A 25,859-nucleotide genomic window follows, 5' to 3' on the forward strand; every position below is an offset into this window, starting at 1 on the left:
CCGGAAGGAATCGCATGCGCAGCAACCTCGCCCTGGTCCCCCCGCCGGCCGAGCCCGCGGTCTCCCCGCAGGACACCCTCCGGCGGATGGCCGACACCCTGGAGGACCTGTCCCGGTACGCCGCCGAGGCCGCCCGCACCCCGGCCCGGCCACCCGAGCCGGCCCCGGAACCCGTGCCCGGTCCCGGCCGGGCCCGGGTCGAGTACCTCCACGGCGCCGACCGGATCACGCACGCCATCCGCGAGGCCCTCGGCCGGGCCCGCGAGGAGATCCTCACCGCCCAGCCCGACGGCCCCCGTCCGGGCGCCGTCCTCGACGAGGCGTACGCGGCCGTCCGGGACCACCTCTCCCGGGGCGTCTCCATGCGCACGCTCTACCAGCACAGCTCCCGCTTCCACGAGGAGACCCGGCGCTACGTCCAGGCGGTCCAGCAGCACGGCGCGCAGGTCCGCACCCTGCCCGAGTTCTTCGACCGGCTGATCGTCATCGACGGCGAGGTGTCCTTCATCCCCGCGGACGACACCCGCGCCTCCGCCGTCGTGATCCGCGACCGGGCGGTCACCGGCTTCCTCGCCGACGTCTTCGAGAAGGCGTGGGACCGGGCCGAACCCTTCCCCTACCGCCCGGTGCGGGCCGTGCGCGCCGCCTCCGAGGTGGTGCCGGACATGCGGCTCGCCATCCGCAAGCTGCTCATCGAGGGCTGCTCCGACAAGGCCATCGCGCGCCGGCTCGGGGTCAGCCTGCGGTCGGTCCAGGGCCACGTCTCGTGCCTGCGCGACCAGTACGGAGCACAGCACCGCTTCCAGCTCGGCTACCTCGTGGGCCGGGGCGAGAGCGCCCTGCCCCCCATCGACTGAACCGTCCCCGACCGAAGGAAATCCCGACCATGCACCGGCTCGACGCCAACGAGAACCCCTACCCCCCGCTGCCCTCGGTCCGCGCGGCCCTCGCCGGGGCGGCCGGCCGCGCCCACCGCTACCCCGACCGCTTCTCCACCGACCTGACGGCGGCCCTCTCCCGCCGCCTCGGCGTGCCGGCCGCCCGCCTGGCGGTCGGCGCCGGCTCGGTGGCCGTGCTCCAGCACCTGCTGCACGCCGTGCTCCGCGACGGCGACGAAGTCCTTTTCGCCTGGCCGTCGTTCGAGGCGTATCCGCACCTGACGGAGGTCAACCGGGCGGTTCCGGTCCGGGTGCCCCTGTCGGGCGCGGACGCCACCCACGACCTGGACGCCATGGCCGCGCGGATCGGCCCGCGCACCCGGCTGGTCCTGGTCTGCAACCCGAACAACCCGACCGGCACGGTGGTCGGCCGGGCCGCGCTGGAACGTTTCCTCGACCGGGTGCCGGACGGGGTGACCGTCGTCCTCGACGAGGCGTACCGCGAGTTCGTCACCGACCCGGACTCGCCCGACGGCGTCGAGCTCCAGCGCGACCGCCCCCATCTGGTGGTCGTCCGCACCTTCTCCAAGGCGTACGGCCTGGCCGGCCTGCGCGTCGGCTACGCGGTCGCCCACGAGTCCCTCGCCGCCGCGATCCGCTCCTCCGCCGTTCCGTTCGGGGTCTCCGCGGTCGCCCAGACGGGCGCCGTCGCCTCCCTGGCGGCGGAGGACGAACTCCTGGAGCGGGTGCGGCTGCTGGTCGAGGAGCGCGAACGGGTCGCGGCCGCCCTGCGCGCCGGGGGCCTCGCGGTCCCCCGGAGCGAGGCCAACTTCCTCTGGCTCCCGCTGGCGGACCGCACGGAGTCCTTCGCCTCGGCCTGCGCCGACGCGGGCCTCGCGGTCCGGTCCTTCCCCGGCGAGGGCGTCCGCGTCACCCTGGGCACCCGCGAGGCCGACGACGTCCTTCTCACGGTGGCCGCCTCCTTCGTCCCGTCGGTCGTCTGATCCTCCGCCGTGCCCGGACCCGGAGGGCCGGCTCCCGCCGGGAGCCGGCCCTCCGGGCTTCCGTGCCCGCCCCGTACCGGCCCGCCCCTCGCCGGGCCGGTACGGGGCCGTCCGTCAGCCCGCCGCGAGGGCGAGCGCCTTCCCGGCGGCGGCGCCCTCCGCGGCGTACGTCCCCAGGTCGGCGTACTTGTGGCGCAGCTTCCGCTTCAGCACCTTCCCGGTCACCCCGACCGGGAAGTCCTCGGCGCCGCGCGCCACTTCGAGGAGCCGCAGCGCCGGCTGGCCCGCCGCCGCCAGCGCCTCGTTCGCGCGCAGCAGCAGCTTCTCCGCGTCGGCCCCGGTGTCCTGCGTGGTCACCACGGCGACCGGCACCGGGGCCCCGCCCTCGCCGCCCGCGACCACCGCGACGTCGTCGAACTCGGGCACGTCGTTGAGCAGGACCTCCTCCATCAGCGTGGAGTACGCCGGTCCGGCGGCGGTCCTGATCTGGTCGGCGGTCCGGTCCACCAGGTAGAAGTCGCCGTTCGCGTCCCGGTAGGCCATGTCGCCCGGCAGCCAGTACCCGGCCAGCTTGTAGCGGTAGGTGGTCTCCGAGTCGCCCCAGTACCCGGGCGTGATCGCCGGGCCCCGGGCGGCCAGGAAGCCGACCTCGCCGTCGTCCGCGTGGCTGCCGTCCTCGCGCAGGATCGTCACCTCGGCGACCCCGACCGGCTGCCCGGCGCAGCGGTCGTTGCGCTCGGTCTCCTTGGTGCGGACCTTCAGGAGCACGCCCCAGCCCAGCTCGGTGGTGCCGAGCCGGTCGAAGAACTGCGCCGACGGCAGGTGCGGGGAGCGGTGCTCCAGGGTCCGGGTGATGTGCGCCTGGTGCACGGCGTCGCCGATCGACACCCAGGTGCCGACGCTGTCCAGGCGGCCCTCGGCGTTCTCCAGCGCGGCCAGTTCGGCGTAGGAGTGCGCGAACGCCATCACCGCGGTCGGCCGGTGCTCGGCCACGGCCTCGGCCAGCTCCTCGCCGCTGCGGTCGCTGTGCGCGACGATCGGGGTCCCCGCCAGGACCGCGTACACGGTGAAGGCGATGCAGCCCAGGTGCGACTGCGGAAGCGCCGTCAGCATCAGCGAGTTCGGCTGCTCCACGAAGTCCACCAGCCGGAACTGCGGACCGGCGACGATCGTGCCGTGCGTGTGGATCGTCGGCTTCGGCCGGCCCGTCGTGCCCGAGGAGTGGAGGATGACGACCGGGTCCTCCTTCACGTGCTGCCAGTACGCGCCCGGGGGCAGCGTCGCCGGCGGCGGTGCCGGCAGGTCCTCCTCCTCCTGGGTCCAGGCGAGCCGGTCGAGGACCCCGCCGTGGGCGCGCAGGTCGGCGAGCCGGGCCCGGTCCGCGTAGAGGCCCACGGGGGCGGTCTGCTCGATGAGGGACCCGGCGATCGGCGCGGTGGCCTTGCTGTTGACGAGGACGGCGACGGCGCCGATCTGGGCCAGCGCGTAGAAGTGCACGGAGTACGCGAAGGAGTCCTCGAACCAGACCGCGACGCGGTCCTTGGGCCGGACGCCCCGCGCGAGGTACCAGGCGGACCACGCCTGTGCCAGCCGGTCCACCCCGGCCAGGCTCCAGTCGTGCTGCTCGGCGCCCTCCAGGTTGGTGAGCGGCCGGGTGGAGTGGACGAAGGGGGTCGTGGGGCTCGGGCTCGCGGCGAGGGCCGAGCGCAGCAGGTTGCCGCCGCCGACGGTGGTGTCGGCGGCCAGTGCCGCGCGCTGCTCGGGGTCGAGGACGGTCGCGGCGAAGCCCGTGCGGGAGTCGGTCATGTCGTGCCTCTCTTGATGGGGAGGTCGGGATGCGCGCGGGTGCGCGGCGGTGGTGCGAAGGCGCGGCGGGGCCCTTCCGGAGGGCCCGCCGGGGCGGGCCGGGAGGCCGTGCCGGGTGTCGTGCGGGAGGGGGTGCGGGAGGGCCGTGCCGGGACCCGGCACGGACGGTCGGTCGGGTGGTCAGACGGAGGAGAAGAGGCGTGCGCAGAGGTCGCGGTAGTTGTCGAGCTCCGCGCCCAGGGCCCCGCGCACCTTGGACATCAGCGCCGTGAAGTCCTCCTCGGTGCCGTCCCTGACGGTGTCGGCGAGGCGGCGCGCCGCCTCGGCCAGGGCCGTACGGGCCGCCACCGCCTGCGGGTTGGCCGCCTGCACGTCCCAGTACACCTCCGGCGTGCCGGAGGAGACCCGGGCCACCAGCGAGGCCAGCGTCTTGTGCGGGGGCGGGGCGATCCGCGCGACCTCCTCCGCGTCGGTGCCCATGCCCGACAGGGCGAGCCCGAAGGAGAGCACGGTCGCGTGGGTGAGCGCCTGGGACACGGCCGTCAGCCGGTCGTGCTCGGCCGCGTCCACCCGGACGATCCGGCTGCCCCAGGACTCCACCAGCTTCAGCAGCGCGGCGGTCATCGGCCCGTCGAACGACACCGACGCGGCGACCACGCGCCCCTCGAAGCCGAGCGCCGGGGCGAACATGGGGTTCAGGCCCACGCCCTCCACCCCGCGCAGGTGCTTCCGGAACTCCTCGTCGATCCGCTGCTTCACGGACAGCGTGTCGACGAGCAGGGCGCCGGGCCGCAGCGCGGCGGCCACCCCCTCGACGGCGGCGAGCGCCACCGGTTCCGGCACGGCCAGGACGACCATGTCGGCCTCGCCCAGCTCCCCGGCCAGCGCGGGGGAGAGGTCGGTGATGTCGCCGGGGAGGGCGCGGACGCCGTCGGGGACGGGCGGGCCCGCCCCGGCCGGGTCCACGACGCGGACCCGGACGCCGCTGCCCAGCAGCTTCTCGGCGAACAGCCGGCCGACCGCGCCGCGGCCCCCGGCGATCACCGCGCTGCCTATCACGCCGGACTCCCGGCGGGGGCCAGGGCGGCGGACCGGGCCCGCCCCGTCGCGGGTTGCTCCAGCGCGGTGCCGACCACCGCCTGGACCATGGCCCGCGACTTGACCACCGTCTCCTCGAACTCCTCGTCCGGGTCGGAGAGCGCGATCACCGCGCCGCCGACGCCGAACGTGACCCGGTCACCGGTGGCGACCAGCGTGCGGATGACGATGTTCAGGTCGGCGGCGCCGCCCAGCGAGAACCAGCCGAGCGAACCCGAGTAGACGCCCCGGGCACCCTCTTCGAGCCGGTCGATGATCTCCATCGTCCGTTCCTTCGGCGCCCCGGTCATCGAGCCGCCGGGGAACGCCGCCCGCACCGCCGACACCGCGGACTCGTCGTCGCGCAGGGTGCCCCGGATGGTGGACACCAGCTGGTGCACGGGCGCGTACGTCTCCACGTCGAACAGCTTGGGCACGTGGACCGAACCGACCTCGGAGACGACGTTGAGGTCGTTGCGGATCAGGTCCACGATCATCAGGTTCTCGGCGCGGTCCTTCTCGTTGCCGAGCAGGTCCCGCCTGAGCAGCTCGTCCTCCGCCGGCGTCGCGCCGCGCGGCCGGGTGCCCTTGATCGGCTTGGACTCGACCGTCCGGTCGGTGCCCACCGTCATGAAGCGCTCGGGGGAGGCGCTGAGGACGGCGACCCCGGGGAAGTCCAGGAGCGCGCCGTACGGGACGGGGCTGATCCGGCGCAGCTCGGAGAAGGTCGTCACGGGGTCGATCCGGGCGTCCATCCCGACCTGGTTGGTCAGGCAGACCTCGTAGCTCTCGCCGTCGTGGATCTCCCGGTGGATCTCGGCGATCCGGCTCAGGTAGCCCTCGCGGTCGTGGCGCATGCGGATCAGCCCGTCGAGCGCCGGGTCGGTCATCCCGGTGGTGGCGAAGGCGCTCCGGCCGCCGGGCCGTCCGGCGGGGGCCGCCGGGCCGAGGGCGCGCAGCCGGGCCGCGGTGCGGTCCAGCCAGGCGCGGGCGTCGTGGTCGTCGTCGCCCGCGGACAGGGCGAGCAGGTACGTGTCGCCCTCGGCGTGGTCGAAGGCCACCATCCGGTCCACGAACAGCAGGGCGGCGTCGGGGGTGTCGGCCTTGTGCGCCTCCTGGCCCCCGCTGTCGGCCTTCAGTTCGTAGCCCAGATATCCCACGTATCCCAGGTTGAATGCGAAGGGGAGGCCCTCGGGAACCGGAACGCGGCGCCGGGCGAGCTGGTCCTCCAGATAGGTGAAGACGCTTTGCGCGACGAGTTCGTCACGGCCGCCGGGACGGTGCACGCGGACGGTGTGTTCGAGCACCTGATACGTGAGGTATTCGGAAAGCGGGCCGGTTCCGTCGCCCATGAAGGAGAAACGCGAAAGGCCGTCCACGACCCGGCTGCTGTCCAGCCAGAAACTGTGTTCCCCGCCGGCGAAGAGTTCCCGGTAGGCGACTTCGGTGTCCGGCAGCAGGGAAAGCTTCCGCACGTGCGTCCGGTACGGCTCGCGGGGCCGTGCCGCGTCGTGCCGGGCCCGTTCGGCCCGCCGCGCGCCGTGGGCCAGGGCCAGGTCGCGGAAGTTGGCCAGGAGCTCCCGGCCGTACTCGCTGCTGATGGACTCCGGGTGGAACTGCACGCCCCACACCGGCAGGCTGCGGTGGCGCACGGCCATGACCACGCCGTCGGAGGTCCGGGCGGTCGGCTCCAGCTCGTCGGGCAGCCGGACGGCGGCCAGCGAGTGGTAGCGCACCACGTCGTAGGGGGAGGGGATGCCCGCGAAGAGGTCGGTGCCGTCGTGGGTGACGGACGAGATCCGGCCGTGCATCGGCAGCGGCGCGTGGCCGACCTCGCCGCCGAAGAGGTGGCAGATGCCCTGGTGGCCGAGGCAGACGCCGAGGACGGGCAGCCCGCTCTCCAGGATGGCGCGGCGGCTGATGCCGAAGTCGCGCTCGCGCTCGGGGCGGCCGGGGCCGGGGGAGACGACGACGGCGTCGTAGTCGGCCATGTCGAGGGTGGACCAGTCGGTCTCGTTGGGGACGACGACCGGCGGGCGGCCGTTCACCTCCCCGAGCAGTTGGTAGAGGTTGTAGGTGAACGAGTCGTGGTTGTCGATCAGCAGGGTCCTCATATCGCGCTCCCGGACGTCGTGGGGGCGGGGGACCCGGGGGCAGGGGAGGCGCCCGCGATGACGAGGTCCTCGACCCGGCAGGTCTCCTCGATGACCAGGTCGTAGAGCCGGCGCAGGAAATCGAGGTCCAGCCCGTGTTCCGTGCCGAAGGCCGCCGCCCTTTCCTGGACCAGCCCGATGCGGTGCGGCTGCATCATCGGAATGCCGCTCTCCTTCTTCACGCGGGCGATCTCCACACAGACCTCGATGCGTTCCCGCAGATTTTCCAGGAACCGTTCGTCGATCCGGTCCAGCCGCGTGCGCAGCTCCTCGATACCAGCAGTGGCTTGCGCCGTGATGGTCATGCCCCCATACCTCCCGGGTCCCTACGCTCACGGAAATCGCTTCACGCAGGAACTCTCGCCCGGCGGGGCACCCCGGGAGAAGAGCCGTCAGGGTTCGTGAATACGCACTGCGTATTCACGAACCCCGGCGGAGGGAAAATCACCGGCCCGGAAGGCCGGAGGCGGGGCCGGGAGCGGGGAGGGGACCGGTGGGAGGGACGGGAGCGGTGGCGGTGGCGGTACGGAGAGTCCGGCGGCCGGGTCGTGTCCCGGGCCGCCGGACCGTCCGCGCGGGCGGTCCGTCCGGGCGCTCCTCCCGGCCGTCCGCCCGTCCCGCGTCAGTCGCCGTGGCCGGTGCCCCCGCTGCCGAAGCCGCCGCTGGAGATCCCGCCCCACTTGCGCTTCTCCTCGGCCGGGGGCTCGGGGGAGGTCTCCGACCCCGAGCTGCCGGGGCCCTTGAGCTGGTAGGGCATGAGCCGGTGCTCGCTGTCGGTGTGCGGCATCTCGGTCGGCCTGCGGTACTCGGTCGCCTCGCCGGGCAGGCCGGCGTCGGCGGGCCGGTGCGGCTGCTCCTCGGCCCTCGGCGGGGCCGGTTCCCGGTTGCGGAGCCGGATACCGAAGGCGAACGCGCCGATGAGGACGGCGACGACGACGAGACCGCCGAGAACCTGTGCCAGGCCGGACTGCCAAACTCCAGCGGCCAGGTTCTCTGCTGCGCTGAGAGTGTTCATGCCTACGGATTACCCGGTTCCGCTTCTTTGGATGCGCTCGACGGACATCTCTTCGGATTTATCTGAAACATATGCGGGCTCCCGGCGCGTCGATGAGGTGGAGGACGGCCGCACCGGCGGCCGGAGGACGGGGGGACCATGAGACAGGCCCGCACGGACGCGTTCCTGGAGTTCGCGGCCGCACGCACGGGGCACCTGTTCCGCTCCGCGTGCCTGCTGACCAGCGGCGACACCCACCTCGCCGAAGACCTCACGCAGGAGACGCTCGGCCGGATGTACGTCCACTGGGGCCGCATGGCACGGGTCGGGAACCCCGCCGCGTACGCCCAGACCGTGCTCGTCCGCACGTTCCTCAGCCACCGGAGGCGCCGTTCCGCCACCGAGCGCCCGCTCGGGGAACTGCCCGACCGCGCCTCCGACACCGGGGAGGACCCGGCGCTCCGGATCGCCCTCCTCGACGCGCTCGCCGGGCTCGCGCCCAAGGACCGGGCGGTCGTGGTCCTGCGCTACTGGGAGGACCGCAGCATCGAGGAGACCGCCGACGCGCTGCACGTCAGCTCCGCCGCCGTCCGCACCCGGTCCGTGCGGGCCCTCGCGAAGCTGCGGGAACGGCTCGGCGGCGGCATCGCCGAGTTCGCCGCCCGCTGACCGGCCCGGAACCCCGCGCTCCTTCCCCGCCCCGCGTATCTCCCTCCCCGCCCTGCGTACTCCCCTCCCTGCCCGGCCCCCCGTACCCCCTCCCTGCCCGCCCCGCGTACCCCCCTTCCCTCCGGCGGTCCGGCCGGTCGCTCCTCTCCCCGCACCTCCCCGCCACGAACCGGAAACGGTGATTCCGACATGAACCAGCCCAGAGACTCCCGGCACGACGACTTCGAGGAGGAGTTCGGCGCGGTGCTGCGCCGCACCGGCGAGGGCTTCGCCGCCGACGACCGGGGCGAACTGGCCGACGGCGGGCTCCGGCGCGGCCGGCGCCTGCTGGTGCGCCGCCGGCTCGCGGTGACCGGCGGCGTCCTCGCGCTCGCCACCGTCTGCGCCGGCGGGGTGTACGGCGGCTCGCTCCTCGGCCCCGCCGGAGGGACGGCGACCGCCACCGTGGCGGCGCCCCCGGTGACATCCGCCCCCGGCGCCCCCCAGGACCGGGACCCGGCGGAGGCGCGCATCCCGGTGAAGGACATCGCGGCCGTCCTCCAGGCCCACACCCCGCCCGGCACGTGGCGGATCGAGGACCCCGACGGCACGGGACAGAGCGCCGGCGGCGTCTACGACGACGGCCGCGGCGAGGCGGCCGTCACCGTCGGCCTCTACCGCGCCGCCGGCTCCGGCGAAGCGGGCGAGGGCCGGGTCACGTGCCCCGACAAGGTCTTCACGCCCTACGACAGGTGCGCCACCGAGAGGCTGCCGGGCGGCGGCCGGCTCATGATCCTCCAGGGGTACGAGTACCCCGACAGGCGCGAGGACACCAAGAACTGGCGGGCGGTCCTGCTCACCGGGGACGGGTTCCTCGTGGACGTGAGCGAGTACAACGCCCCGGCCCAGAAGGGCTCCCCGGTCAGCCGCCCGAATCCGCCCTTCACACCCGCCCAGCTCAAGGCCCTCGTCACGGCCGACGCCTGGCGCCCGCTCCTCGCGAAGCTGCCCGCGCTCCCGCGGCGGAAGCCCGCCCCGGACGCGCACCGGGAGCCCGCCGGGCCCGACGCCGCCGCCACGCGGGCGATCCTGCGCTCCCTCCTGCCCCGGGACGCGCGGGTGAAGGACCAGGGCGGCCAGGACGGCTACGCCTACGTCGTCGTCGACGACGGCAGGGGCCGGAGCTTCGTCCAGATCAACGTCCAGTCCCACATGGAGGACGTGGCCGGCCACCTGTCCGCCGACGGGGACGTCACCACGCTGCCCGACGGCCGGATGGTCGGGGTCACCCGGGGGGCCGGCGAGAAGGGCGGCGCCGGTGTCGTCCAGTGGACCGTGGACACCCTGACGCCCGGGGGCTTCCGGGTCGTGGTCTCCGCCTTCAACACCGGGGCGCAGCACGAGGCCGCCACGCGCGCCGAGCCCGCGCTGAGCGTGGAGGAGCTGAAGGCCGTCGCGCTCAGCCCGAAGTGGCTGAAGTACGCCCAGTAGGCCCAGCAGGCCCAGCAGGCCCAGTACGCCGGCAGGCCGAGCAGGCCGGACGGACGGCGGGGGCGCGGGGACGGCGGTACAGGGGTCCGCCGTCCCCGCGCCCCCGCCCGCTACTTGGCGTCCGCGTACCGCTCCACCGTCGCCGTCGTGAACGGGAACCTCACCGGCGTGTCGCCGAACGCGATCCTCCCCGCCTCGTCCCCCGCCGCGCGGACCGCCTCCGTGACCGCCTCCGCCTCCTCCGCCGGGCAGTGCACGATCACCTCGTCGTGCTGGAAGAAGACCAGCTCCGCCCGTGTCCCGGCGAGCGCGCGCCGCAGGGCCGCCAGCATCAGGAGCGCCCAGTCGGCGGCGCTGCCCTGGACGACGAAGTTGCGGGTGAAGCGGCCGCGCGCCCGGGCGTTGCCGGAGGCGTACCCGGGGGCGGGCCCGCCGTCCTCCGCGTCCGGTCCGGCGCCGTCCTCCTGGGGCAGGCCCGCCTCCTCCGCGTCGGCCGCGCCGGCCGCGCGCGGGCTGGTCCGGCCCAGCCAGGTCCGGACGAGCCGGCCCTCCTCGCCCGCCCGCGCGGCCTCGTCCACGTACGCCACCGCGCGCGGGAAACGGCGGCGCAGGGCCGCCAGGTTCTTCAGGCCGTCCCCGCTGGTCTGCCCGTAGATCGCGCCCAGGAGCGCGAGCTTGGCGTGGTCGCGGTCGCCGGAGAAGGCGCGGGCCGAGAGCCGGGTGTACAGGTCGTCGGGGTGGCCCGCGACCTCCATCAGGCCCGGGTCGCGGGAGATCGCGGCGAGGACGCGCGGCTCCATCTGGTCGGCGTCGGCCACCACGAGCCGCCAGCCCGGGTCGGCGACCACGGCCCGCCGGATCACCTTCGGGATCTGGAGGGCCCCGCCGCCGTTGGTCGTCCACCGTCCGCTGACCGTGCCCCCGGGCAGGTACTCCGGCCGGAAGCGGCCGTCCCGCACCCAGTCGGCCAGCCACGACCAGCCGTGCGCCGTCCAGATCCGGTACAGCTTCTTGTACGCGATCAGCGGCGCCACCGCCGGGTGGTCGATCTCCGCCAGCTCCCAGCGGCGCGTGGACCGCAGCCGGATCCCGGCCCCCGCGAAGGCCCTCACCACGTCGGCCGGGAGGTCGGGCCGGACGCGGCGGCCGAACGCCGCCGACACCTCGTCCGCCAGCTCCGCGAGCCGGCGCGGCTCGCCCCCGCCCGCGTACCGCTCGCCGAGCAGCTCCGTCAGCAGCTCCCGGTGCACGTCGGCCCGCCAGGGCAGCCCCGCCCGGTGCATCTCGGCGGCCACCAGCGTCCCCGCCGACTCGGCGGCCGTGAGCAGCCGCATCCTGCCCGGGTGCTCGGCCCGGTCGTGGCGGCGCGCCTGTTCCGCGTAGACCGCGAGCAGTCCCTCGAAGGGCACGGAGGCCGCCGGGCGCGGCTCGAAGAGCGAGTCCTGCGGGCCGGGTCCGGGCCCGCGCTGCGGGGGGTCGGGCGGTACGGGGGCGTTCCGCAGGCGCGCCCAGGCCGCGGCGGCCGAACGGGGCTCGCCGAGCCGTCCCTCGTGCCCGAGGAGCAGCTGCTCGGCGGCCTCCACGTCGTAGCACCGCCCGACCCGCACCCCCGCGGCGAGCAGTCCCGGGTACACCTCGGCCGTCGACCGCCACACCCAGCGGGTCACCTCCGGGCGGGCCCGCACGGCCGCCACCAGGTCCGGCTCGCGCCGCACCGGTCCGGCGGGCGTCCCGTCCGGGACGAGGGGCGCGAGCAGCGCCCCGTCCCCCTCGGCCTCGGCCGCCAGCGCCCACCTCTCGCCCATGGGAGCGAGTCTGGCAGCCGCCACTGACAGGGCGGGGCGGCGGCGCGGGTCCCGCGCGCCGGGGGCGGGGCGGCGACCCGGCTCCGACCCCGGTCACCGCCCCGTCGTCCCACCATGGCCGGTCGGCGCGCCGGCCGCCACGCGGGAAGGGCCGGGCCGCCCCGTGCCCCCCGCGCCCCGGAGGCCCCGCGCGGACGCGGGGCGGCGGCTGAGACCATCGGAGGGACGGGGACGCGCCGGCCGCCACGGAGCCGGGGCGCCCGGCGAGCGGCGGAGCGTCCGGCAGGACGCGGAACGGGACGCGAGGACGGCGTGGGCACCACCATCGACAAGGCGTTCGAGGCGCTGTACGCGGGCGACGACGACTCGCTCGACACGGCGGCCTCGCTGCTCGCCGCAGACCCGGGCGCGGACGCGGAGCTGGCGCGGCGGGGCGAGGGGTTCGTACGGAGCCTGTGGGAGCGGGGCTGGCAGCCGGCGGACCTCGTCCGCGCGGCCCGCCGCGACCTCGCGGAGGAGCACGTACGGCTCCTCTCCGGCCTGATCGGGACGGAGACGGCGGGGTACGCGCGGCTGCCGCGCCGCTGGCGGGCGCAGCTGGACGGGCTGGAGACGGGACCCGGCCGGGCGGCGGACCGCTTCTCGCGCGCGACGGCCGTCCTGGAGCTGTACCGGCTGCTCGTCCGGCTGCCGCGCCTGGACGCGGTGGGGCCGGTGCCGGGGGAGGAGCTGCCCCCGGCCGCCGCCGGGGAGCCCCGGATGCTCACCCGGATCAGGGCGCTGCTCGCGAAGGCGGAGGCGACCGGCTACCCGGAGGAGGCGGAGGCGCTGACGGCCAAGGCGCAGGAGCTGATGGCCCGACACAGCCTCGACGGGGCGACGCTCGCGGCGGCGGCGCCGTCCCCGGAGACGCCCGGCGCGATCCGGATCGGGGTGGACCCGCCGTACGAGCAGGCGAAGGCGATCCTGCTCGACGCGGTGGCGACCGCCAACCACTGCCGGGCGGTGTGGAACGAGACGTACGGCTTCTCGACGGTGATCGGCTTCGAGACGGATCTCGACCCGGTGGAACTGCTGTACACGTCGCTGCTGGTGCAGGGGACGGCGGCGATGACGCGGGTGGAGGCGGAGCAGCGGGCGGGCGGCCGGAAGCGCACGAAGTCCTTCCGGCAGTCCTTCCTCCTCGCGTACGCGGACCGGCTGGGCGCCCGGCTCTCGGCGACGTCCCGCCGGGTGGCCGCCGAGGCCCCGACGCTCCTCCCGGCCCTCGCCTCCCGGGAGGCGGCGGTCACCACCCGTACGGACGAGCTGTTCCCGGAGACCCGCACGACCCGCGTCCGCGCGGCCTGGGACGAGGCGGGCTGGACCCACGGCGCGTCGGCGGCCGACCGGGCGGCCCTCCACCCGGAGCGGCGGCGGGTGGGGGACGGGAGATAGCGGGGGCCGCCGGAGGGAGCGGGAGGCGGCGGGCGGGGGCCGCCGGAGGGACGGAACGGGACGAACGGACGATTCGGTGCGGATCGTGGTTACGCTTCCCGCATGAGCTGGCTCCGGGCCCTGAAGGAGACCGCCCGCTCCGGGTTCGCCGTCGAGCGGCGGAGACTGGAGCCCGCCGGGGCGGCGCGCGGCGCGCTGGGGCTCGCGCTCGTCGTCGGGTTCTCGCTCGCCCTCTTCGGGCCCGCCGTCGCCGTCTCCTCCGCGTTCGGCGCCTTCCAGGCGGCCATCGCCACCTTCCAGCGTTCCTGGCGGCCCCGTCCCGTCCTCGCCCTCGCCTCCGGCGGCAGCCTCGCCGTGTCCACCTTCCTCGGCTACCTCACCGGCGCCCACGACGGCCTCTTCCTCGCCCTGCTCCTCCTCTGGACCTTCCTCGCGGGGCTCGCCTGGGCGGCGGGGCCCATCGCCGGTCTCATCGCCTCCTCCAACGTGGCGATGATGCTGGTGACGGTCACCCTCCCCACCTCCGTCGCCGCCGCCGCCGGGCACGCCGTCGTGATCTTCGCGGGCGGTGTCGTCCAGGCCGTCCTCCTCGTCCTCTTCCCGCCCCGCCGCTGGGGCGCCCAGCGCGACGCCCTCGCGGACGCGCTCGCCGCCGAGGCGGACTACGCCCGCCGGCTGCGCCACGACCCGGTCGCCCCCTTCGACCCCGCGCCGTTCATGACGGCCCGCAACGCCGCCGCCGTCACGCCCCGGCAGGCGCGCCGCCGCCCGGCCGAGCTGCACGGGGTCCGGGGCCTCGCGGAGCGGGTCCGGCCGGTCCTGGCCTCGCTCGCCGACCCGGCGGTCGGCGTCCCCCCGGAGGGGCCGGAGCGGGCCCGGGTCCGGGAGCTGCTCGCCGCGGCCGCCTCCGTCCTGGACGCCGTCGCGCACGCGATCCGGCACGGCGAACCGGTCGTCGTGCCCGCGCCCGCCCTCGCCGCCCTCCGCACCCCGGACACCGGCGCCGTCCTGGGCGGCCCGCCCCGCCGCGCCGCCCGCCGCCTCGCCGCGCTCCTCGACGACGTCCTGGAGACGGTCGATCCGGACGCGGAGGTGTCGGACGACGCGGCGGCGGCCCGCTCCCGGCCGACCCTGCTCCGCCTCGCGCCGGTCGCCCTCGCGGAGGTCCGTGCCGAACTGCGCCCCGGCTCCCCGGTCCTGCGCCACGCGATCCGCCTCTCGGCGGTCGCGGGCGTCGGCTACCTCCTGGGCACGGCGCTCCCCTTCGGCCACGGCTACTGGGCGCCGATGGCCGCGGTGATGTCGATGCGTCCGGACTTCTCGCAGACGTACGCCCGCTCGGTGGCGCGGTTCGGCGGCACCCTGATCGGCGTCGGCCTCGCGACGGCGGTCGTGCGGGCGGCCCACCCGGACACGTACCTCTCCGCCGGGCTCGCGGTGCTGTGCGCCTTCGGGATGTACCTGCTGATGCGCACGGGGTACGCGGTGAGCCAGGTCTGCGTCTCCGCGTACGTCGTCTTCCTGCTCGGCGTGGTCGGCCAGGGCGGGGACCAGACCGTACGGGAACGGGTGCTGCTGACCCTGATCGGCGGGGTCCTCGCGATGCTGGCGTACGCCCTCTACCCGGCCTGGGAGACGCCCCGGCTGCGCGGCCGGCTGGCGGACTGGCTGGAGGCGATCGGGCGGTACGCGGCCGTCGTCGCCGCCGGGTACGCCGACCCGGCCGGACCCGCCGATCCCGTCGTCCGCGAGGCGCTGCTCGGGACCCGCGACGCCCGGGTCGCCTGGCAGGAGGCGCTGGACCGGGCCACCCACGAACCGGTGCGCCACCGGGGCCTCTCGCACGCGGCGGTGGAGCAGGCCGAGGAGGCGCTCGGCGAGTTCGGCCGGGTGGCGATGCTCATGGAGGCGCACCTGCCCGACCACGGCGCCGAACCCCTCCCGTACGCCGCCGTCCTCGCGGAGTCCCTGCGCCGCTCGACGGAGCGGGGCGCGAAGGAGGTGCGGGAGCGGGAGGACCCGGCCTGGGACGAGCTGCGGGGGACGGTCGGGGCCTGGTCGCGGGAGCCGCCGGACCACTTCCTGCTCCACAAGGGGGCCGTCCTCCTCCTGGAGTCCCTGGACGACCTGACGACGGCCCTGACGGCGTCCGCCCGGAGCCATCGGGGCCCCTCCGGCGGGTCCTGAACGGACGGCGCCGTTCCGGGCCCGCGCGGCGGAAAGCGGCCAGGTGGGAGCCGGTGCGGGCGCGCGGCGACGGCCGGTCGCACGCTCCGTCGCGTAGCCGCTACGCCACCCCTCGTGCACGTGCATCTGCTCACGCGTCGGCATGTGAACACGGCTATGATCCGAGGAAGTTGACACCTGCACCAAACAACCCGGGAGCTACCAGTGCATCCTGCGCATCACGCGTACAACGGCATGGCGGCCACGGAACTGCGGGGTGTCGTCTGGCAGAAGAGCCGGCACAGCAATTCCCAGGGATCGTGCGTGGAATTCGCGAAACTTCCCGGGGGAAACGTTGCCGTCCGCAATTCCCGTCATCCCGATGGCCCCGCGCTCGTCTACACGCCCGCCGAGATCGAGGCGCTCCTGCTGGGCGTGAAGGACGGGGAGTTCGACCACCTCGTGTGAGCGCGGACGGCGCGTCCGGCACGGAAGGGGCCCCGGCGGCGACCGCCGGGGCCCTTCTCCGTCTCCGTCCGGGGGCTACTCGGGTCCGACGCGGAACAGCGCCCACACGACCTTGCCCCGGAGCGTGCCCGCCAGCGGGTGCCAGCCCCAGCCGTCGCTGAACGAGTCCACCAGGAACAGGCCGCGCCCCGACTCGGCGGCGAAGTCCTCCTCGCCGTCGCGCGCCTCGGGGCTCTCCGTGCTGGGGTCGCGCACGGCGCACACCAGGCGCGAGGCCCAGCGCATCAGATGCAGCCGGACCGGCGGGTTCCGGTCGTCGTCCTGACACGCCTCCGCCGGCACCGCGTGGCGCAGGGCGTTGGTGACGAGTTCGGAGACGACGAGGGACACGTCGTCGAAGCGCTCGGACAGCTCCCAGCGGTCGAGCGTCGCGCTGGTGAACTTCCGTGCCCCGCGCACCGCTTCGTACCGCGCGGGCAGCGCGCAGGAGGCGGAGGTGGAGACGGCGCCGGGATCGAGCGGCGGAAGGCCCTGCCGTAACGGCTCGAGCACGGTCGATCCATTCGTCCCCATGCGAGGCACTCCCGGGAATCGCGACTGTGGTGCGACAACACGACAACACGAACGAGTACGCGGCTGCGCGGGCCCCATGGTTCCGAATGCGACCACGGGATGCAAGGGCAGATGCACGTGCATGTGCCGGACCTGTCCGTTCCCATGCTGAATCTATGCATAAGTCATCCGGACCTGGAGGGAAACTTTCCGCTATCTGCACGCACTGTGCTCACGAAGACCCAGAAGTCGCCACTCATCTGTAATCGCCTGTGTACGCCCCGGAGCGTTTGGTGGCAGAATCCGGGGCTCGACGGGGGGCCGGACGGGGGTTCGACACCAAAGGGGAGGCTGGGGCCGTGACCGCAGGCGAAACGGGCGGAGCGAGCGGGAGCGTGGTGCGGCGCATCCTGCTGGGCTCCCAGCTCAGGCGGTTGCGGGAATCGCGCGGGATCACCCGCGAGGCGGCCGGCTACTCGATCCGCGCGTCCGAGTCCAAGATCAGCCGCATGGAGTTGGGACGGGTGAGCTTCAAGGCCAGGGACGTCGAGGACCTGCTCACGCTCTACGGGGTCACCGACGAGGCCGAGCGCGACGCCCTCCTCGGGCTCGCCCGCGAGGCCAACGTCGCCGGGTGGTGGCACAGCTTCGGCGACGTCCTGCCCGGCTGGTTCCAGACGTACATCGGCCTGGAGGGCGCCGCCTCCCGCATCCAGGTCTACGAGGTGCAGTTCGTGCACGGCCTGCTGCAGACCGAGGAGTACGCCCAGGCCGTCGTCGCCCGGGGCATGCCCGGCGCCCCGCGCGCCGAGATCGACCGCCGGGTCGCCCTGCGGCTCGAACGCCAGAAGATCCTCGTCTCCGAGCACGCCCCCCGGTTCCACGCCGTCCTCGACGAGGCCGCCCTGCGCCGCCCGTACGGCGACCGCGACGTCATGCGGGGCCAGTTGAGGCACCTCATCGAGATCTCCGAGCACCCCGGCGTCACGCTCCAGGTCATGCCCTTCAGCTTCGGCGGCCACGCCGGCGAGAGCGGCGCCTTCACCGTGCTGAGCTTCCCCGAGTCCGACCTCTCCGACGTCGTCTACCTGGAGCAGCTCACCAGCGCCCTCTACCTCGACAAGCGCGAGGAGGTCGCCCAGTACCGGCGGGTGATGGAGCGGCTCCAGCAGGACGGACCGGATCCGGCCGAAAGCCGGGACATCCTCCGGGGCATCCTTCAACTCTCCTGAAGCATCAGTACGATGACGCCACATCAGTCGCACACCAGTCGCACCCGGTCGCGCGCCAGTCGCGTCCGTCCGTACGGCGGTCGTGCTCAGTCGCGCACCGGGCGCGCCTCAGGCAGCGGGTAGAGGGGTCTCCACCATGTCGCACTTCACCGACCTGGCCCACCAGTACATCGACGGCGAGTGGAAGCCGGGCAGCGGCTCGTGGGACATCATCGACTTCAATCCGTACACCGGGGAGAAGCTGGCGTCGATCACCGTCGCGACCATCGGTGAGGTGGACCGCGCCTACCGGGCCGCCGAACGCGCCCAGACCGCGTGGGCCGAGACCAACCCGTACGCGCGCCGGCTCGTCCTCGAACGCGCGCTGCGGATCGTCGAGGACCGCGAGGAGGAGATAGCGGAGACGATCGTCGCCGAGCTGGGCGGCACCCGGCTCAAGGCGGCCTTCGAACTCCACCTCGCCAAGGAGTTCCTGCGCGAGGCGGTCCAGCTCGCGCTGCGCCCCGAGGGCCGCATCCTGCCCTCCCCGGTCGACGGCAAGGAGAACCGCGTCTACCGCGTCCCGGTCGGCGTCGTCGGCGTCATCTCCCCCTTCAACTTCCCCTTCCTCCTCTCGCTCAAGTCGGTCGCGCCCGCCCTCGCCCTCGGCAACGCGGTCGTCCTCAAGCCGCACCAGAACACCCCGGTCTGCGGCGGCACCCTCGTCGCCAGGGTCCTGGAGGAGGCGGGCCTGCCGGCCGGTCTGCTGAACGTCGTCGTCACCGACATCGCGGAGATCGGCGACGCCCTCCTGACCCACCCCGTCCCGAAGGTCATCTCCTTCACCGGCTCCGACAAGGTCGGCCGGCACGTCGCCACGGTCTGCGCGCAGAACTTCAAGCACGCCGTCCTCGAACTCGGCGGCAACAGCGCCCTGATCGTCCTGGACGACGCCGACGTGGACTACGCGGTCGACGCGGCCGTCTTCAGCCGCTTCGTGCACCAGGGCCAGGTCTGCATGGCCGCCAACCGCATCCTGGTGGACCGCTCCCTGGAGGAGGAGTTCACCGGGAAGTTCGTGGCGAAGGTGAAGACCCTGCGCGTCGGCGACCCGGCCGACCCCGCCACCCACATCGGCCCGCTCATCAACTCCCAGCAGGCCGAGTCCGTCTCCTCCCTGGTCGACCAGACGGTCGCCGCCGGAGCCACGGCGCTGCTGCACGGCACCGTCGAGGGCAACCTCGTCTCCCCGTCCGTCCTCACCGGCATCGCCCCCGGCTCCCCGGTCCTGAGCCAGGAGATCTTCGGACCCGTCGCCCTGATCGTGCCCTTCGACGGCGAGGAGGAGGCCGTGCGGATCGCCAACGACAGCCCGTACGGGCTCAGCGGCGCCGTCCACACCGGCGACGTCGAGCGGGGCGTACGGGTCGCCAAGCGCATCCGCACCGGCATGATCCACATCAACGACGGCACCGTGCACGACGAGCCCATCGTCCCCTTCGGCGGCGAGAAGAACTCGGGCGTCGGACGGCTGAACGGCGACTCGATGGTGGACGCCTTCACCACCCAGAAGTGGATCTCGGTCCAGTACGGCCGGAGCCGCTTCCCCTTCTGACCGAACCGCCTTGAGGACAGCGGTTGTCCGCAAGTCTCCGTAACGTGGTCGGTGTCGGAAGAACCAGCCACAGAAGGCGGACACCATGGTTGCCCTCGTTCCCGCAGGAACCCCCGGTGACGAGCGCGGCGCGCTCCTCGACTTCGTCGAGGCCCAGCGCGCCGCGCTCCGCCGCTCCCTCCTCGGCCTCACCGAGGAGCAGGCGGCGAGCACCCCCAGCGCCAGCGAGCTGAGCCTCTCCGGCCTGGTCAAGCACGTCGCCGAGGTCGAGCTGAACTGGCTCCGGCTCGCCCAGGAGCGGCCCAACGAGCGGCAGCGGACCCAGGAGACCTGGGGCGACGGCTTCCGCCTCGTGGACGGCGAGACGATCCCGGAGGTCCTGGCGTTCTGGACCGACGTGGCGAAGCAGACGGAGGAGTTCGTCCGCACCGCGCCGAGCCTGGACGACACCTTCCCGCTGCCGCCCGCGCCCTGGTTCCCGAAGGACGGGCGCGTCACCGTCCGCTGGATGCTGCTCCACCTCGTCCAGGAGATGGGGCGGCACGCCGGCCACGCGGACATTGTCCGCGAGACCATCGACGGAAAGGGGTCCTTCGACCTGATCGCGGAGGAGGCGGAGGCACGGACGCCGTGACCGCCGCGCGTACCCTGGTCGGGATCGACCAGGAGGTACGTGCATGTCGGCCATCCGTCTTCTCGTCCTGGGCGCGGTGCGGCAGCACGGCCGCGCCCACGGCTACCAGGTGCGCAACGACCTGGAGTACTGGGGCGCCCACGAGTGGTCCCACGCCAAGCCCGGGTCGATCTACCACGCGCTGAAGCAGATGGCGAAGCAGGGACTCCTGCACGCCCACGAGGTCGCGCCGAGCACGGTCGGCGGCCCGCCGCGCGTCGAGTACGAGCTGACGGAAGCCGGCACGGAGGAGTACTTCGCGCTGCTCCGCGAGGCGCTGACCGCCTCCGACCAGAGGACGGACGTCCTGTCGGCGGGCATCGGCTTCATGGTCGACCTGCCCCGCGAAGAGGTGGTGGAGCTCCTGCGCCGCCGGGTGCGGGCGCTCGACGAGTGGCGGACCTCCGTCACGGAGTACTACACGCCGGCGGACGGCCCGGCCGGACTCGGGCACATCGGCGAGATCATGCACATGTGGCTCGCCTCGGCCGACGCGGGCAAGGCGTGGACGCTCGGCCTGATCGGGCGGATCGAGGGCGGGGCGTACGTGTTCGCGGGCGAGGGCGCCCCCTTCGTGGGGGTGCTCGCCGACGGCGAGGAGAACCCGTACGCGACCTGACGGGGCCCGCCTCCGGCCGGCACGGGCGCGGCGCCCCCCCCGTGCCGTCACCGCAACGGCTTCCCGGACCCGTCCAGTTCGAGCTGCGGGCGGCCGGTGACGATCAGCCAGGCGGGCAGCGAGGCCAGGCAGAGCAGGGCGAGCATCGCGGGGGAGGCGGCGAGGACGGCGCCGACGAAGAGGCTGATCCAGCCCTGCCGGGTGGTGGCGAGCAGGACCCCGAGGACGGCGGAGGAGACGGCGACGGCCGGGTGGACCTCGGGGACGAGCGCCTGAGCGAGGAGGCCGAGGGCGGCGCCGACGAAGACGGCGGGGAAGATCCGGCCGCCCCGGAAGCCGCAGGAGGAGGCGACGAGGAGCGCGAGGACCTTGACGGCGGTCAGCTTCGCCAGCTCGCCCGAGGACCAGCCGCCGATGTTCGCCGTGAGCTGCTTGACCTCCTCCAGGCCCTTGAAGAGGGTCAGGGGCCCGCCGAGGGCGCCCAGGAGCCCGAGGACCAGACCGCCGAGGGGCAGCATCAGCAGGGGGTGCCGCAGACGCCGCGCGGCGGCGTGGACGTACGGGAAGAGGTGACCGGCCAGGAGGCCCAGGAGGGCCCCGGCGGAGGCGATCACCAGGGCCGCCAGGAGGTCCTCCCCGCCGGGGTCGGTCAGCGGCGGCAGCCCCAGGGCGAAGGTGGGCTCGGCGAGCAGCTGGGTGGTCACGGCACCGGTGCCGGAGGCGAGCAGCGGCGCGAACAGGCGGTCCCAGAGGGAGCCGGGGCCCGGGTGCCCGGCCAGGGCCTCGGAGATGACGAGGGCGGCCGCGACCGGCGTCCCGAAGAGGGCGCCGATCGTGGCGGCCGAGGCGAGCGACACCCAGGCGACGGCCGGCACGGCGGGCGCGACCCTGTGGCCCAGCCCGTACGTGAGCGCGACGACGGAGGCGATGACCGGGTTCTCGGGACCGAGGCTGACCCCGCCGGCGAGGGCGAGGGTGGCGGCGACCAGCAGCCCCGGCACCGTCCCCGGGGCGAGCGGTGCCCCGCCGAGCCCCGTGGTCGCCGGATCGGGCCCGGCGTGCCCGGGAACCTTCCACACGACCAGGCCCACGGCGATCCCGGTCGCCGTGAGCACGGAGACCGTCCAGAGCGTGGAGTACGCGCCGACGCCCAGGGCGCCGGGCAGGTCCTCCCAGAGCACGCCCTTGAACTCCTCCGCGAGCGCGCTGATCCCCAGGAACAGCAGGGCCGCCCCCACGCCGACCACGAGCGCGGGCAGGATCTGCGGCAGCAGGACCCGCAGCGGGGCCTCGTCGGCGGCGGGGGACGGCGCGGCCGGAGCGTGATCACTGGACACCGCCCCACCATAAGGACCGAAACCCCCGCGAACCCCCAGGACGGGGCGGGGCGTCCAGGGGGCCGGGGCGGCGTCTTCCACGGGCGCGGTCCGCCCGCCGGTCCGCCGCTTTCCACGGGTGCGGCCCGCTCGCCGGGCCGGCGCCCCCTACGGATGCGGCGCGATCACCACCGCCGTGCCGTACGCGCAGACCTCGGTCCCCACGTCCGCCGCCTCCGTCACGTCGAAGCGGAACATGAGCACGGCGTTCGCGCCGCGCGCCCGCGCCTGCTCCACCAGACGTTCCATCGCCTGGTTGCGGGTCTCCACCAGGGTCTCCGTCAGCCCCTTCAGCTCCCCGCCGATCATCGACTTCAGCCCCGCGCCGATCTGGCTGCCCAGATGGCGGGACCGCACGGTGAGGCCGAAGACCTCGCCGATCACCTCCCGGACCTCGTGGCCCGGCACGTCGTTCGTGGTCACGACCAGCACGTCGGGATGCGGACCCTGGCCGCCCCCGTACTCCTCGATGCCCATCGGCATGCACCTCCTGACCCCACCTTCCGCCCCCCGCGCCGCGTCCGCACGCCGTCCGCGCCCCGTCCGCACCGCGCGGAAGGTCCGGAAGGTCCGGCAGGAGGGGGCTCCGGAAGGCCGGACGGAGCCCGGGGGAGGGGCCCCGGGGAGGCCCGGGGAAGCCGTGGGGACCGGGTGGAACCGGGGGCGGCCGGACCGCGTTGATAGTTTGGGGCAGCCGTCCCCGAGCCCCCACCGACCGCAGGAGTCCGGAACCCGTGAACACGCTTGCCCTCGGACCGAGCTGGCTGGACCCGGATTACCTGATCCAGACCTTTGGTCTGATCGGTGTCCTGGTGATCGTCTTCGCCGAGTCCGGACTCCTCATCGGGTTCTTCCTGCCCGGTGACTCGCTCCTCTTCACCACCGGCCTCCTCGTCACCACCGGAAAGCTGGACTCGCCGCTGTGGCTGGTCTGCACCCTGGTCGTGGCCGCCGCGATCATCGGCGACCAGGTCGGCTACCTCTTCGGCCGCAAGGTCGGACCGGCCCTCTTCACGCGCCCCGACTCCAAGCTGTTCAAGCAGGAGAACGTCGAGAAGGCGCACGAGTTCTTCGAGAAGCACGGCCCGAAGTCGCTGATCCTCGCCCGCTTCGTCCCCATCGTCCGGACGTTCACGCCGATCATCGCGGGCGTCAGCCGGATGAACTACCGCTCGTTCATCACCTTCAACATCATCGGCGGCCTCCTGTGGGGCGCCGGGGTGACCCTGCTCGGCGCCTCCCTCGGCAAGATCGACTTCGTGCACAAGCACATCGAGATGATCCTCGTCGGCATCGTCCTGATCTCCGTGATCCCGATCGTGATCGAGTACCTCCGGGCCCGCTCCCAGTCCAGGAAGGCCCGCGACCGGGACGACCGGGACCGTCCCGGCTCCCCGGACTCCCCCTCCTCGCGGGGCCGCCACGCCAAGCGGTGACGCCACGCGGGCCACGGCCCGGAGCTCAGAAGCCCCTGGTGCGCTTCGCGGCCCGCCGGGCCGCGGCCGCGCCGGGGGCCTGCATGAAGAGACGGGCCAGCTCGCCGCCCAGGTTCACCCCGATCGCGATGGCCAGGGCCAGGGCCGCCGCCTTCGCCAGCGACGCGAACCCCTGGTCCAGGTTGTTCTGCGCGATCGCCAGCACCCCGAAGTACGTCGCCGAACCGGGCAGCAGCGGCCCGATCGCCGCCGTCACGTACGGCAGTGACGAGGTGTGCTCGTACCGGGCGATCAGCTGCCCGAAGAGACCCACCAGGCCCGCCGCCACCGCCGTCGCCATCACCGCGGACCCCTCCGCCGTCACCGCGATCGACGCGTACACCACCCACGCCACCCCGCCGTTCAGCGTCGCGAACAGCACCGTCGCCCGCGACTGCTGCAACAGGACCGCGAAGGTCGCGCACAGCACCATCGACGCCAGGGTCTGCGTCACCGGCCGCTCCGCCGCCCGCAGCGCCCCCTCCGGGTTCAGCTGCGCGTCGAACTGCACCGCCACGTACAGCACCGACAGCACGCCCACCACGATCGCGACGAAGAAGTACGCGACCTCCAGGAGCCGCGCCGAGGCCGTGATGTAGAAACCGGTCAGACCGTCCTGCACGGCCGCCACGAGCGCCCGCCCCGGAATCAGCGCGAACAGGCCACCGGTGATCACCGCCGACGGACGCAGGTCCGCGTGCAGCAGCGTCAGCAGCACCCCCATCGCCGCCGGGGGCATCGCCGCCACCAGGAACTGGTAGAACTCCGGCAGCCCCCGCCCCGCGCACAGCCACGCCAGCCGGTCGCCGAGGACCGCGCCGAGCGCCGCCACGAAGAAGACCGTCGCGCCGCCGCCCAGCAGCACCGACGCCGCCCCCGCGAGCACCCCCGCCGCCGACGTGAGCACCCACCCCGGGTACGGGTGCCGGTTGCGCCGGATCTCCGCGAGCCGCCGGTACGCCTCCTCCGGCGTCACCTCGTGCGCCTGGTCGTCGTGCGCCGGCGCGTTGATGTCCGCGAGCAGCTGGTACACCGCCGCGAGCCGCGTGTAGTCCGTCCCCCGGCGGCGCACCGTCCGGTTCGCCGTCACCGGGTCGTCCACGAGGGACGGCTGGTACGTGACGGACAACAGGGTGAACGTCACCGTCGGCTCGCACCGGTCGAGCCCGTACGAACGGCAGATCGCGAACATCGCCGCCTCGACGTCCTCCGCGCCCTCCCCGCCCGCGAGCAGCAGCTCCCCGATGCGCAGGGTCAGGTCGAGCACGCGCGGCACCGAGGGCCCGGCCTCGTCCGCCTTGCGCGGCGCCTCCGGCACCGGCCGCTCGTTCACCGGCAGCCGCAGCATGGTCCGCATCCGGTCCTGCCACGGCGCGTCCTTCGACAGCCGCACCAGGGGCACCCCGTACGCGGGGGTGAACGCGGGCGGCGAGTTCTTCGCCGAGTACGTGGCCGGCGGCGCGAACGCCGAACCCTCCGGCTCCCGCTCCGTCTCCGTCCTCGTCCCCGGCGGGAGGGCGAACTCCGAGGTCGGGTGCTCCTCCTCCGGCGGCGCGGCCGGCTCCACACCGGCCGGCGGGGCGAACGCGCTCCGCGCCTCGTCCGACAGCGGCTTCCGGTCCTCCGCCCCCTCCTCGGCAGCCTTCTCCCGCACGTCCTTCGAGCCGTCGGGCTCCGCCACCACTCTGCCCGCCTCACTTCCTCGCACATCTGGAACCGTGGCCTCCAGTATGGGCGCGTACAGCACGCACGAAGGGCGGTGCACCCGCCGGGGACTCCCCGGGGGCACACCGCCCGTCACACGGTCACGGCCGAACCGGCTCAGTGGCCGCCCTGCTCCTTGGCCCGCGCGTACGACTTCTCGATCTCGGCCTCGGCCTCGGCCCGGCCGACCCAGTCCGCGCCCTCGACCGACTTGCCCGGCTCCAGGTCCTTGTAGACCTCGAAGAAGTGCTGGATCTCCAGGCGGTCGAACTCCGGCACGTGCTGGATGTCCTGCAGGTGCTCCATGCGCGGGTCCGTGGCCGGGACGCACAGCAGCTTGTCGTCGCCGCCCGCCTCGTCCGTCATGCGGAACATGCCGATCGCACGGCACTTGATCAGGCAGCCCGGGAAGGTGGGCTCGTCGAGGATGACGAGCGCGTCCAGCGGGTCACCGTCCTCACCGAGGGTGTTCTCCACGTAGCCGTAGTCGGTCGGGTAGGCCGTCGAGGTGAAGAGGCGACGGTCCAGGCGGATGCGACCGGTCTCGTGGTCGACCTCGTACTTGTTCCTCGATCCCTTGGGGATCTCGATGAGAACGTCGAACTCCACGGGTGGCTCCTCCTGAATCAGCACAAGTGAACGCTCGCGACGACGCGCGGTGATTAAGTGTCCCTCACGCACCCGGGTGATCGCGAAAGGGGCTGGTC

General features: G+C 74.1%; 23 protein-coding genes. 12 read left to right on the forward strand and 11 right to left on the reverse strand.

Annotation, left to right across the window (positions count from 1 at the left end):
• Positions 1 to 14 precede the first annotated feature (14 nt).
• Entirely contained in the window at positions 15 to 857 is an 843-nt protein-coding gene (locus ACZ6AQ_RS18140) for a LuxR family transcriptional regulator (protein ID WP_468760666.1), read from the forward strand.
• Complete coding sequence (locus ACZ6AQ_RS18145) at positions 854 to 1,882, forward strand: histidinol-phosphate transaminase (RefSeq protein WP_468760737.1); 1,029 nt, start codon at positions 854 to 856, stop codon at positions 1,880 to 1,882. Before ACZ6AQ_RS18140 ends, ACZ6AQ_RS18145 begins: the two co-directional genes overlap by 4 nt.
• 114 nt (positions 1,883 to 1,996) lie before the next feature.
• Here ACZ6AQ_RS18145 and ACZ6AQ_RS18150 read toward each other — a convergent pair whose 3' ends face one another.
• From ACZ6AQ_RS18150 to ACZ6AQ_RS18170, 5 genes are all read right to left on the reverse strand, one after another.
• Positions 1,997 to 3,688: a class I adenylate-forming enzyme family protein gene (locus ACZ6AQ_RS18150; RefSeq protein ID WP_468760667.1), complete on the reverse strand. Its 1,692-nt coding sequence runs from the start codon at positions 3,686 to 3,688 to the stop codon at positions 1,997 to 1,999.
• 180 nt (positions 3,689 to 3,868) lie between these two features.
• Positions 3,869 to 4,747, reverse strand: coding sequence for a prephenate dehydrogenase/arogenate dehydrogenase family protein (locus ACZ6AQ_RS18155; protein ID WP_468760668.1), 879 nt, complete (start codon positions 4,745 to 4,747; stop codon positions 3,869 to 3,871).
• The gene (pabB, locus tag ACZ6AQ_RS18160) at positions 4,744 to 6,879 is read right to left on the reverse strand and encodes an aminodeoxychorismate synthase component I (RefSeq protein ID WP_468760669.1); all 2,136 of its coding nucleotides are present in this window, start codon (positions 6,877 to 6,879) and stop codon (positions 4,744 to 4,746) included. Before pabB ends, ACZ6AQ_RS18155 begins: the two co-directional genes overlap by 4 nt.
• Positions 6,876 to 7,223, reverse strand: coding sequence for a chorismate mutase family protein (locus ACZ6AQ_RS18165; protein ID WP_468760670.1), 348 nt, complete (start codon positions 7,221 to 7,223; stop codon positions 6,876 to 6,878). Before ACZ6AQ_RS18165 ends, pabB begins: the two co-directional genes overlap by 4 nt.
• 317 nt (positions 7,224 to 7,540) lie before the next feature.
• On the reverse strand, positions 7,541 to 7,933 hold the full coding sequence (locus tag ACZ6AQ_RS18170) for a DUF6479 family protein (protein ID WP_468760671.1): 393 nt from the start codon (positions 7,931 to 7,933) through the stop codon (positions 7,541 to 7,543).
• Positions 7,934 to 8,071: 138 nt separating this feature from the next.
• Between ACZ6AQ_RS18170 and ACZ6AQ_RS18175 the strand changes: the two genes are divergently transcribed.
• Complete coding sequence (locus ACZ6AQ_RS18175) at positions 8,072 to 8,581, forward strand: SigE family RNA polymerase sigma factor (RefSeq protein WP_468760672.1); 510 nt, start codon at positions 8,072 to 8,074, stop codon at positions 8,579 to 8,581.
• Between the two features lie 189 nt (positions 8,582 to 8,770).
• Positions 8,771 to 10,051, forward strand: a complete 1,281-nt coding sequence (locus tag ACZ6AQ_RS18180) for a hypothetical protein (RefSeq protein WP_468760673.1) — start codon at positions 8,771 to 8,773, stop codon at positions 10,049 to 10,051.
• A 110-nt stretch (positions 10,052 to 10,161) separates the two neighbouring features.
• On the opposite strand, the gene ACZ6AQ_RS18185 is transcribed toward ACZ6AQ_RS18180, so the two are convergent.
• Entirely contained in the window at positions 10,162 to 11,856 is a 1,695-nt protein-coding gene (locus ACZ6AQ_RS18185; RefSeq protein WP_468760674.1) for a bifunctional 3'-5' exonuclease/DNA polymerase, read from the reverse strand.
• 312 nt (positions 11,857 to 12,168) lie between these two features.
• Here ACZ6AQ_RS18185 and ACZ6AQ_RS18190 point away from each other — a divergent pair, with 312 nt between their 5' ends.
• The 3 genes from ACZ6AQ_RS18190 (at position 12,169) to ACZ6AQ_RS18200 (ending at position 15,927) form a co-directional block, all read left to right on the forward strand.
• Positions 12,169 to 13,293 carry a DUF2786 domain-containing protein gene (locus ACZ6AQ_RS18190; RefSeq protein WP_468760675.1) on the forward strand — a complete coding sequence of 375 codons (1,125 nt, stop codon included), beginning with the start codon at positions 12,169 to 12,171 and terminating at the stop codon, positions 13,291 to 13,293.
• 102 nt (positions 13,294 to 13,395) lie between these two features.
• Positions 13,396 to 15,480, forward strand: coding sequence for an FUSC family protein (locus ACZ6AQ_RS18195; RefSeq protein WP_468760676.1), 2,085 nt, complete (start codon positions 13,396 to 13,398; stop codon positions 15,478 to 15,480).
• 234 nt (positions 15,481 to 15,714) lie between these two features.
• Positions 15,715 to 15,927: a DUF397 domain-containing protein gene (locus ACZ6AQ_RS18200; protein ID WP_030219358.1), complete on the forward strand. Its 213-nt coding sequence runs from the start codon at positions 15,715 to 15,717 to the stop codon at positions 15,925 to 15,927.
• Between the two features lie 75 nt (positions 15,928 to 16,002).
• On the opposite strand, the gene ACZ6AQ_RS18205 is transcribed toward ACZ6AQ_RS18200, so the two are convergent.
• A complete protein-coding gene (locus tag ACZ6AQ_RS18205; RefSeq protein WP_388690801.1) occupies positions 16,003 to 16,500 on the reverse strand; it encodes an ATP-binding protein in 498 nt (165 codons plus the stop codon).
• A 338-nt stretch (positions 16,501 to 16,838) separates the two neighbouring features.
• Here ACZ6AQ_RS18205 and ACZ6AQ_RS18210 point away from each other — a divergent pair, with 338 nt between their 5' ends.
• The 4 genes from ACZ6AQ_RS18210 to ACZ6AQ_RS18225 all read left to right on the forward strand — a co-directional run bounded on the left by ACZ6AQ_RS18210 (position 16,839) and on the right by ACZ6AQ_RS18225 (position 20,597).
• Complete coding sequence (locus ACZ6AQ_RS18210; RefSeq protein ID WP_468760677.1) at positions 16,839 to 17,711, forward strand: helix-turn-helix domain-containing protein; 873 nt, start codon at positions 16,839 to 16,841, stop codon at positions 17,709 to 17,711.
• A 136-nt stretch (positions 17,712 to 17,847) separates the two neighbouring features.
• Complete coding sequence (locus ACZ6AQ_RS18215) at positions 17,848 to 19,305, forward strand: aldehyde dehydrogenase family protein (protein ID WP_468760678.1); 1,458 nt, start codon at positions 17,848 to 17,850, stop codon at positions 19,303 to 19,305.
• A gap of 85 nt (positions 19,306 to 19,390) precedes the next feature.
• Entirely contained in the window at positions 19,391 to 19,939 is a 549-nt protein-coding gene (locus tag ACZ6AQ_RS18220; RefSeq protein WP_468760679.1) for a DinB family protein, read from the forward strand.
• A gap of 43 nt (positions 19,940 to 19,982) precedes the next feature.
• Positions 19,983 to 20,597 carry a PadR family transcriptional regulator gene (locus ACZ6AQ_RS18225; RefSeq protein ID WP_468760680.1) on the forward strand — a complete coding sequence of 205 codons (615 nt, stop codon included), beginning with the start codon at positions 19,983 to 19,985 and terminating at the stop codon, positions 20,595 to 20,597.
• A 47-nt stretch (positions 20,598 to 20,644) separates the two neighbouring features.
• On the opposite strand, the gene ACZ6AQ_RS18230 is transcribed toward ACZ6AQ_RS18225, so the two are convergent.
• Complete coding sequence (locus tag ACZ6AQ_RS18230; protein ID WP_468760681.1) at positions 20,645 to 21,934, reverse strand: ion channel protein; 1,290 nt, start codon at positions 21,932 to 21,934, stop codon at positions 20,645 to 20,647.
• Positions 21,935 to 22,081: 147 nt separating this feature from the next.
• A complete protein-coding gene (locus tag ACZ6AQ_RS18235; RefSeq protein ID WP_468760738.1) occupies positions 22,082 to 22,450 on the reverse strand; it encodes a YbjQ family protein in 369 nt (122 codons plus the stop codon).
• Between the two features lie 257 nt (positions 22,451 to 22,707).
• On the opposite strand from ACZ6AQ_RS18235, the gene ACZ6AQ_RS18240 reads away from it, so the two are divergent.
• The gene (locus ACZ6AQ_RS18240; RefSeq protein ID WP_468760682.1) at positions 22,708 to 23,409 is read left to right on the forward strand and encodes a DedA family protein; all 702 of its coding nucleotides are present in this window, start codon (positions 22,708 to 22,710) and stop codon (positions 23,407 to 23,409) included.
• Between the two features lie 25 nt (positions 23,410 to 23,434).
• Here the strand turns inward: ACZ6AQ_RS18240 and ACZ6AQ_RS18245 are convergent, their stop codons facing one another.
• On the reverse strand, positions 23,435 to 25,132 hold the full coding sequence (locus ACZ6AQ_RS18245; protein WP_468760683.1) for a threonine/serine exporter family protein: 1,698 nt from the start codon (positions 25,130 to 25,132) through the stop codon (positions 23,435 to 23,437).
• Positions 25,133 to 25,269: 137 nt separating this feature from the next.
• Entirely contained in the window at positions 25,270 to 25,761 is a 492-nt protein-coding gene (locus ACZ6AQ_RS18250; RefSeq protein WP_388690783.1) for an inorganic diphosphatase, read from the reverse strand.
• Between the last annotated feature and the right edge of the window lie 98 nt (positions 25,762 to 25,859).

Source organism: Streptomyces sp. NPDC041191, from assembly GCF_055591945.1.